The sequence below is a fragment of the Lelliottia wanjuensis genome, from assembly GCF_030238365.1.
Taxonomy (GTDB): domain Bacteria; phylum Pseudomonadota; class Gammaproteobacteria; order Enterobacterales; family Enterobacteriaceae; genus Enterobacter; species Enterobacter wanjuensis.
Map to the genome: position 1 here is coordinate 1 of NZ_JASSOT010000009.1, position 9179 is coordinate 9179.

The window sequence follows — 9179 nt, forward strand, 5'->3', positions numbered from 1 at the left end:
CAGGCATTATTCCAGCCGCTTCCGGAGGTCAATGTAGGACCGGAGATCCAGCTTCCTTTGAGTTCATCGGGTCTGGTCTTCGCCCAGAGCAGCGCCCGGGTGAGTGTCTTTGTGAGCGTTGTTTCTGCTCCCCTTTCGGGGCGACTAAGGCGGAGTGCATCCGGCCAGGCGTGGGCTTTACGGTTGCTCAATACCACCATCGAGACGGCATCTGCGTCATCTTCCCGGGGGGACGCCGGTAACGACAGCGTGATGGCAACCAGAATGCCTGGATTGTCCCATCGCTTGTCCAGCCAGGCATCGAATGCGCTCAGCCCTTTTCCGGACATCAGACGAAAAATCCTGCCGGTCTTTAGTGATAGATCGGCCTTAAGCTGCTCTTCAATCAAGGGGTAAAGGTCGTTATCACAATCCAGCACCAGCCAGCACGGCAGCTCCGGCGGAAGCGGCTGAACTATCCCTTCTACACGCGTGGTCAGTTTAGTCACCGCAGCCGTCAGGGCCTTAGTTAAATCAGACTGGTATTCTGTTAATGCCGCGTATCTGACCGGTTTGTCGCATCCTCTCGGGTGGGAGAAGTCGATAGCGGGGGCTGCGACTTTCATTGCCTCAAGCAGGTCATCGGCTTTGTTTCCGGCCGGGGCCTGAATGTATGTACCGAGGATCCATGCACAGCGCTGACCGCGAAGAATTTCACTGTCGATGAGAGCTTCACGGTCGACATTACGCGACTCAGCTCCAACCTGCTCTGCTTTATAGGCAACCCTACGTAAACCGAAAAGAAGCCCCCAGGTGCAAAAAGGAAGGCCCAGAGCGGTAAACCAGAAGACAAATCCGGTTCGCTCTGATGTCCAGCACCATAGTGTAAGCGCTATGCCCCCCAGCATGACAAACGCGAGAAAGAGCAGCCAACGCCCGGTGCCGGGACGCGGTATCTTAGGGGCCTTTTCAGGGATGGCATCCAGCCAGACGGGCATAATCAGGCAACCTTTGCAGCGGCAAATGAACTGATCAACGTGCAACCACAGGCACATTTGTGACCGTGAAATGCAACCGGGATACCATGGTCAAGATAATCAGGATTACCTTCTACGATGGTAGTTGGTCCGTGCCCCTCGACCGGGCAGGACACTTTGTCGCCTTTGCGGGCAACGCCGATACCACCGAATTTCATCGTTTCGGAAGCGGTCTGTACCGAACCACCGTGAGTGGTTTTATCGCCTTTACGGATAATCTGGAGCATTATTAGATTCCTCTTTCTTATCTCTTAACTAATTCATCATTCTTTAATTCCCATGTCTCAGCTGGGATTTTCTTATCCGTGCCGTCAACAGAGATTGAAGGAATGTTTATTCTGAATGTTTCTGGGCCACTGGTTATTGATGGATAATGACCCCCACAGAAATCAATAGTCTTCAGATGTTTGTATTTCTCATCTTCCGTTTTGCTAAACACATGTAATGGGCCCCCATCGCATGCATTTCCCAATGGGCTATCAATAAATACTATTATTTGTTTTCTGGCTTCGTACAAATATGAAAACGATAATACTGATGGTGCGCGATAAAATTCACATTTGTAACTATCAACAAGGTCGTCATTGATTTTTATTCTACACGTATTATTTTCTGAATACGTATTTATCCTTGGTACTTCATCTGCAATGGCGAAATTATTACATGTGAGGAATGCAAATAAAATGTAGGGCACTAACTCAGTCGCTCTAAAGTCCATTTGGCTAGCCTAAATTAACATTTATCACTGGGTTAGGGTTGAGTTTAGTAACTCAACCCAGCTCGTCCGCTGATACATGCTGCGTCCGAATTTTCTGGGGTAGGATTCTCGTTATGATGAATCTTTATGAGAGGTCATTGATTGTTACATCCTTCCAGTGATTCGATCAATTTCACATATCCACTATTGTTGAAATTAAATAAGGCCGTTTTACATACAGGACTATCACTCTTGTTTACTGAGATAGATTGACCTGTTAATGCAATCATTGAACTATTTTTATAAGCATCAATCTCAAATGGAAGACCAACAGGGGTGCCATTATCAGAAATATCAGCATAATTATAACTACCATTAGTATCTGATGGTAGTGTTGCGACAACCTCCCCTGATAGTTTATCAATAACCCAACCACATACCCAATTATCACGAAGGCATTCTTTACCATGACCGCCAAAGGCTGTATAGATTCTAAAGTGTCCTGCAAAATTAACAGGCTTTTTTAGTTGCTCTTGAACTGCATTTTTCCAATGTTGCGAGTAGTTTTCCTGTTCTTTATTAAAGTGAATATTTCTTTCACATGGCCCGTTACTTACGGGAACTAGGTAGTCTGAAAACTGTGGGTTAGACCTGTCAACATCTTTACATTGAGCATATGTTGCCGAAGCCATTAAAACTAAAGCTGTCAAAATGAGTTTTATTTTAGTTTTCATTATTCCCCTATGAGTAAAAAATTAATCCCTACCCTGCTTCAATTATTATCTGATGGTCCGATGCCGGTTCCTGTTGGTGTTAGTTGATTAGACTTTACCCACCCTTCCACATCTTTACCGTCTTTTGTAAAATACATTATATATGTATAATTGTTATAATCTGCTGATGCATTAACAAGGTCGCCTGGTATTATAAATAGATTTTTGATTGCGCACTTTTCATCCGGGGCTGAGTAGAAATAAGCACGTCCCTTCCCTGACACTTTATAACCAGAATCACTGCTAGGGATAATCGCTCTTTCTGTATCTGCTTTGTCAGATACACTTGAACAATAATCTTCAGCATGTGAAATCATAGGTGAAAAAGAGAGTAATAATATAATCAATGCCTTCATTTTATTAACCCTTGGCTTTTCATAACACTATGAAGTGCTCTCCAGTATTCCATTGGAGAGCAACGATCGCAGCTTCGTAAAGTGAGTTGATAAGGTTGCGGAAGAATCCAACAGGCTGTATTTTTTCATCCAGATAATCAAAGCTGGCAGGCTCTGCGGTTACAGTTCTGAAACCCAACTTTGCCAAATCATACTGTGATAACAGTTGTGGCACAGCCTAGCCTTTAGGCACGTAGGCATTTTCTGGTCGCAGCTGCCAGTATTCCTGTTTTGTTGATTTATCCGTTTCAGCCAGACCCCACCCGGCATTGCTCTTATGAACCGTAAGCTGGGTCATCGCCATGGTCTATATCGCACTCGGTTGACATGATCTTATTAAAGATATTGTTTTTAAAGTCATACAGAGAGTTAGCGCATTTTATTTTATCACTCTCTTCAGGTGGATTATTTTCACCATATATGAGCATCATTGTTGAGTTAGGGTAATATGTTGCATCAAATGCATCTGGAGAGGGTGTTCCATTGTCTGTGGTTGAATGGTATTTTGCATTTCCATTAAATGTAGGCAGTGTGGAAACAATATGACCAGTCAATTTATCGATGATCCATCCGCATGCCCAGCCATCATTCCCACATTCTTTTAGAAATTGACCATTGTTGCTAATGTAAACTCGATAGTGCCCAGCGAAATTTACGGGCGCCACAAGCTCTTTCTGCATAAATGACTTCCATTTTTGCGTAGACTGTAACTGCTCTCCAGTTAAATCTAATTTTTGGACAAATGGCCCTGTACTTATTTTTGTTGCGTAATCTGAAAATTGAGGTCCATTAGTGTCGTTTGCAAAAGAAAACGTAGAAATGAAACACAGGCTAAAAATCAAAAATTTACTTGCCTTCATTTTTCGACTCCATTAATACTTTTACCATATCGTCAGGTTTAATATGTGCAGCGTTAACGCCATCGCCAGAATAATAAGAAACACCTTCACTCTTAGCAAATCTTCTCTTGTGTATTTTATGACCCTTACTATCTAATTTGAAATTACCATCCGGCAATGTTTCGAATTCTGTTTTCGAAGGGCTTATTTCCTTACCTTTGCGGACACCAGCAGATGCAAATTCTTTTGCCCACGCATAAATCGCATCCTCAACGCTACCATTACCTTCAAGATAATTAATGATATCGGGTCTTTTTATTTTTATTAAGTATTCTTCAAAGATTTTATCTTGCATTTCTTCATTATATTTTTGATTAATATCAAGCCCCAATGAAGAAATGGCTCCTTTTAGTGCATCTGGGGTTATCTGGAAGCGCCCTGTTGCAAATAGACCGTTCGAAGATGAATCATTCTGTGAAGCTCTAACTTCCTTAATAGTCATCTCGGTTAGATTAGTCTTATAGTGAGGCTTATAAGTCACGTGAACATTGTAAGCAGTGTAATCATTTTTAGATTCAACATGCCCCAAAAAGTCCGCAAACTTGCTATGCGCCCACCCAGTATTTTTCTTTATTAATGCACCAAGAAACGCAATCGGATGCATATGCCATAAGGAAGGGCCAAGTTTTTCAGATGTAACATCCTGCATCCATGCCATCTTATCCAGGAAATCTTCGCTGTATTTCTTCCATTCAGGAGCATCTTTCTTCAGTGCATTAAGGAATGGTTGCCAGATAGCATCGCCTTTTTTAAAGTACCAGTCGCTGGGATGTTTTACGATTGTTTTCTGGATGACGTCACGATAGTCGGGATTATGAAGTGCTCTCCAATACTCCATTGGAGAATAACGGTCGCTTCCGCTGTCAATTTTATCCAGCAGGCGCTGATAATTATGCTTCACGAGAGCATGACTGGTTCGCGTATCTTCGGTCGCGGCCTGGTAGAGTGAGTCGATGAGGTTGCGGAAGAATCCAGTGGGCTGTTTTTTTCCATCCAGGTAATCAAAGCTTTCAGGCTCTGCGGTTTCCGTTCTAAAACCCAATTTAGCCAGGTCGTACTGAGACAAAAGCTGAGGCTCAGCCTGCCCTTTTAGCGCGTAGGCATTTTCTGGCCGCAGTTGCCAGTATTCCTGTTTTGTTGATGTATCAGTTTCAGTAGTGACCTTACTCAGCGGTAAAATGCCTGTCCGCGTTGTCGATGTCGCGCCCTTTGCGAAGGTGCATTTAGCGGTATCTTTTGTGAAGAGAGCAAGGCCTGGAGAATACTTCAACCAGAGTGGGTTTTTCTCCCCCACTTTTTCTGGGTTGGTCAGGAATTTTTCCAGATTATCATCCATGCTGTTACATTCAATATGAACCTGATATCTCGCCTCATATCCCCCGTCCTTTGGTGCCTGATAGTAGCCCATGTGCCCAATCGAGTCACCGGCCTTGATAGGGAGAGGTGAACTGAGACTGACTGTTTTATCAAAAACCATGACTTCTTTTGCTGGTGGAACCAAATGATCCCACCAGCCAGGGCCACTTCCTGGCGCCGGTTTAATGTTGTTATTGTCGACCAGCATCCAGACTCTTTGGCCCGATTTCAGTTTTCCGCTATCCGCGTTCAGAGTTGCCAATCCATAAGTACGTCCCCCCTGGGTGGCGGTGAGGGAAGTGTCTGAGGCATCCCAGGTAACAGGAGTCCCTTTGTTGACATTGCCTGCACTCGCTGGTCTCTGGTCGCTGCGGCTCAAATCCATAATCAACCAGTCGGCTTCTGAATATCCAGAGAGCGTATCCTGAGTTATCCAGTGGATTTTTTTCGCACTTTCATAGGCTGAATACGGCGCAAGATGCATATACAAGGTGTAGAAATGCAGTCCGCTGGACTCTTTCTCACCTGGTTGAATATAGTGTTTTACTAGGACAAATGACCCCGAAAAACTTAGCGGACCAGATTCCCAGCCTAGCGTCAGATAATCCTTGCAGACACGATATGCAACGACTTCCCCATCAGCCATGCAACGTATAGCCTGCTCGCCTTTAAAAGCAACAGGAAAATCGAATGCCTCCAACGGTGCGCTACCACTCAGGGCACACCAGGGGGTTGTGGCGTGGGTGATATGGATACCGCCATGCCACATACCGCTGCGACCGATCGTGTATTGTCCGGTGGATTCACCACCAAGGTGGGAAAGAATATCTTCTGTCGTTGAGAATTCCTGACCACCTTGCTTTGTGATGGGGAAGCAAATCTTTAGTTGTTTATTTTTATTACTGTCATTTTGCTCCTGGGATTGATCCTCAGCGCCAAAACGGTACATGATAAATGCGGGTTTTAATTTCTGATAGGCATGTCCCGGATAAAAACCAAGCTGCTCCTGCCTGAAGTCTGAAATCCATTGAGTCCCATTGAACATCGCCATATGCCCATATGGATGACCAGGGATGGGCTGAATAACGACAACATCACCTGCCTGTTGTCCTGGAACTGATGTGACATCTGATAACGGGGCACCATTTCCAGCATATGTATAAACAGGTACAAATCCCTTTTTATTTATAGGTTTTCCATAATCAGCGGCTGCGGGGTATTTTAATCCTGAACGAGGGGCTGGTCTTTTTATCGTCATGCCTCCAGCTTCAATTGCTTGCGTTACATAGGCTGCACAATTACGCTGACTGTGCTTATGAGCATTAGCATTAAGGTGTGATATTGCCGAATCTTTATTCCACATAAAATCATCTCAACTACTGGAAGCGGTAGGGGGCTGGTCTGAAGTCTGAAACATTATCGATTTGCCACTGTCCATTATTTTTAATCATGGCAACTATAATAATCTGTGGTTTTTCCTGTGCACCCCCTAGATAAATTTTAACGCTGGACTGTTTTTTACCAGGTTTAACTATTTCAGCTTTAATTTCTTTCCAGTCATCGTAGGCATCTTGCGCCCTGATGATATAGACATATCCCAGTTTAGGTTCAACATCATCGATGTTACATACTGGATCATGCCCAGCCTCACATATTTTAGCTTCCTTTATTTCTTTATTGAATCGGGGGGTGACATATTTATTCATCATTGAATTAAATATAGTGGCATCAGGAGGTACCATTTTGAAGTAATAATCCATATATAATGAATAAAATTCTTTCGCAACCTGTGCTGGGCTTTCTTTGTAATCAGTAGCGGAATGAACACTAAAATTGACCAGCAAGAGCACAGCAGTTAATAAAGAATAAATTTTCTTGGGAATGTTCATGGCAAATATCCGAATTTGTTCGTCATTTTCATTAGTCGTTAAAAGACTTACTGCTAATTTTGCTCTCCTGAGCGATATCCGTCAGGCTGAAATTGGGTGTTTCGTTGGGAAGGTTTGCGCCCGAGCCTGGTACCAGATAGTCAGACGTTTTCATAATGAACTCACCAGATGAACCATGCTCAATCCCGTTCTTACTCAGCCTCAGGTAAGACCCGCCACCGTTCAGTGTCAGGGTTTCCGGGGTGCTGATAATAATTTCGTCTTCACTGCTGGTCACCGTCAGCTGCTTTTCAGAAAACAGTGCCATCGTGTTGTGCTGAGCCTGAATCTCGATGTCTCCCTGGTTAGCAACCAGCTTAGCCCCTTCTTTATGGACAAACATACCCAGGGCTTTTTCTACCGTTACAGACAGATTCTTCATCGCACCGATATCAAGATGCTGACCGGCATTGATCATGGTATTGCGGGTACTGCTGAGCTGAAGATGTTCACCTGAGGTAAATGCTACCCCCTGCGGAGCACTACCCAGCAGGACCGAAGACTGGAGGTCTTTGATTTTGTCGGTCACGAGACTAATCTGGGTATTGATGTCGCAGACCAGCGCTCCGGCGGCAACAGCTGCGCTGTTCAGCGCCTGCATCTGGCTGTTGGCCTGGTTAATCTGACTTATCGCAGGGGCCATTTCCAGCACCGGCCCCTGGGCTTTGGACTGGGCATCCGCTGTCAGGAACAGCCCTTTTGCAGCCCGAACTGCGCCATGCTCGTCTGTACGCAGTTCAAAACCGGCACCGCGCTTTTCACGCTGGCCATTGACCAGGTGTCCCATGTTTAGTTGCGTTTTGCCATATTCCGTCGCGAGCTTGATATGCTCTTCCTGGCGCTTATCCTCCATCCGCAACTTATTGTTCGCCGGGGTACGCCACACGTTCCGCGTATGATTGTCACTGGTGACATGGTCCGGATGTTCTGAGTCATGCAGGGCATAGGCGATATAGGGGCGATCAGGATCCCCGTTGTCGAAAATGACGGCCACTTCAGTTCCGTCGATAAGCGGAGAGTGGAAGCCGTAGGTATCACCGGCATAGGGTTTAGCCAGCCGCAGCCACAAATAGGCATAACCCTGTTCAGGACTGTTACGGTCAAAGTCCAGTTTCACACGGTAGCGCCCTTCCGGGTCGAGCCAGGAATAGATGTCGCCTTTTTGTGTGCTTTCCACCCGGGCGGGAAGCGTTCCGGATATCACCGGGCGATTGAGTAACCTCGGACGATAACAGACGGTTTCGCTATACGGGATGCCTTCAAAGGTCAGAGTAAAGCTACTTTTTCGTGAGCCGCTGGTGCGCACCGTGGTGATGACGATGCCTTCCCTTACGGTATCAGGAAGCGTTCCGTCAGTTTCCAGTACCTGACCTGGAGCCAGATGTGGGCTGGAGGAATGCCCGGTGACGTGATATTGCGCATTCAGAATGCGTTCGTGACGCAGACGGGCGAAATATGCTCCGGTCTCTGTGCTTTCAGTATCACCTTCTGTCAGAAAGGGCTCCGCATAATGGTACGTCTCCCCGGTGGTGATCCCTTCCTTGCTGAAAATGCTTTCGGAACTGTCCTGAGGTTTCAGTGCTTCACGGTAGTTGTAGTCACGGGTGGCCACACTCCCGCTCACGACATTGTAGCCAGCCTGAATATCCCAGATGCTCTCCTGCCCGCTGTCACTCATCCCGGCCTGATTGCGCAATGGCAGGGTGACACCAAATTCATACTGCTGCTGGCTGTCCTGGAAAATAACCACATCCTGTTCAAGACGGCTGTCCATTTCATAGCGCCAGTAAATGCCCACTTCTGCCAGCAAACGCTGGATAAACTCAAGGTCGGTTTCCCGCCACTGGGTGATGAGCTCCCGGGATGGATACTCACGGGAGAGACGGAACTCAAAATCAGGACCTTCCAGACCGTGCTTACGCAATACCTGTTCAACCACCTCTATAACCGACTGATTGAGATAGATCTCGCTCCCTTTCGTATAGCCTAGAAGGGCAATACGGGGAACGATCGTCAGCGCGTAATGGGTGTCATCATTCGAGGTGGACACGCGGCGAAAGGACGCCACTACGCCAAAAACCGTCCGCACCGGCAGCGCCGGTGTCCCGTCAAACA

The 9179-nt window shown here is 46.1% G+C and carries 10 protein-coding genes; all 10 read right to left on the reverse strand.

Annotated elements, in window-relative coordinates; all coding sequences use genetic code 11:
• A partial coding sequence (locus QQF33_RS03110; RefSeq protein WP_285157348.1) for a hypothetical protein occupies positions 1–977 on the reverse strand: 977 nt, incomplete at its 3' end.
• Positions 978–979: 2 nt separating this feature from the next.
• Complete coding sequence (locus tag QQF33_RS03115) at positions 980–1243, reverse strand: PAAR domain-containing protein (RefSeq protein ID WP_285149754.1); 264 nt, start codon at positions 1241–1243, stop codon at positions 980–982.
• Between the two features lie 17 nt (positions 1244–1260).
• Positions 1261–1734: a hypothetical protein gene (locus tag QQF33_RS03120; RefSeq protein WP_285157349.1), complete on the reverse strand. Its 474-nt coding sequence runs from the start codon at positions 1732–1734 to the stop codon at positions 1261–1263.
• Between the two features lie 134 nt (positions 1735–1868).
• The gene (locus QQF33_RS03125; protein WP_285157350.1) at positions 1869–2447 is read right to left on the reverse strand and encodes a hypothetical protein; all 579 of its coding nucleotides are present in this window, start codon (positions 2445–2447) and stop codon (positions 1869–1871) included.
• 38 nt (positions 2448–2485) lie between these two features.
• Entirely contained in the window at positions 2486–2842 is a 357-nt protein-coding gene (locus tag QQF33_RS03130; protein ID WP_285149751.1) for a hypothetical protein, read from the reverse strand.
• Between the two features lie 19 nt (positions 2843–2861).
• Positions 2862–3056, reverse strand: a complete 195-nt coding sequence (locus QQF33_RS03135) for a hypothetical protein (RefSeq protein WP_285149750.1) — start codon at positions 3054–3056, stop codon at positions 2862–2864.
• A 100-nt stretch (positions 3057–3156) separates the two neighbouring features.
• Entirely contained in the window at positions 3157–3741 is a 585-nt protein-coding gene (locus QQF33_RS03140) for a hypothetical protein (protein ID WP_285157351.1), read from the reverse strand.
• Positions 3728–6499, reverse strand: a complete 2772-nt coding sequence (locus tag QQF33_RS03145) for a hypothetical protein (RefSeq protein WP_285157352.1) — start codon at positions 6497–6499, stop codon at positions 3728–3730. Before QQF33_RS03145 ends, QQF33_RS03140 begins: the two co-directional genes overlap by 14 nt.
• A 13-nt stretch (positions 6500–6512) precedes the next feature.
• Positions 6513–7025 (reverse strand): DUF3828 domain-containing protein, encoded by a 513-nt coding sequence (locus tag QQF33_RS03150; RefSeq protein ID WP_285143867.1) that lies wholly within the window; start codon positions 7023–7025, stop codon positions 6513–6515.
• A 31-nt stretch (positions 7026–7056) separates the two neighbouring features.
• On the reverse strand, positions 7057–9179 hold a 2123-nt coding region (locus QQF33_RS03155; RefSeq protein WP_285157353.1), incomplete at its 5' end, for a type VI secretion system Vgr family protein.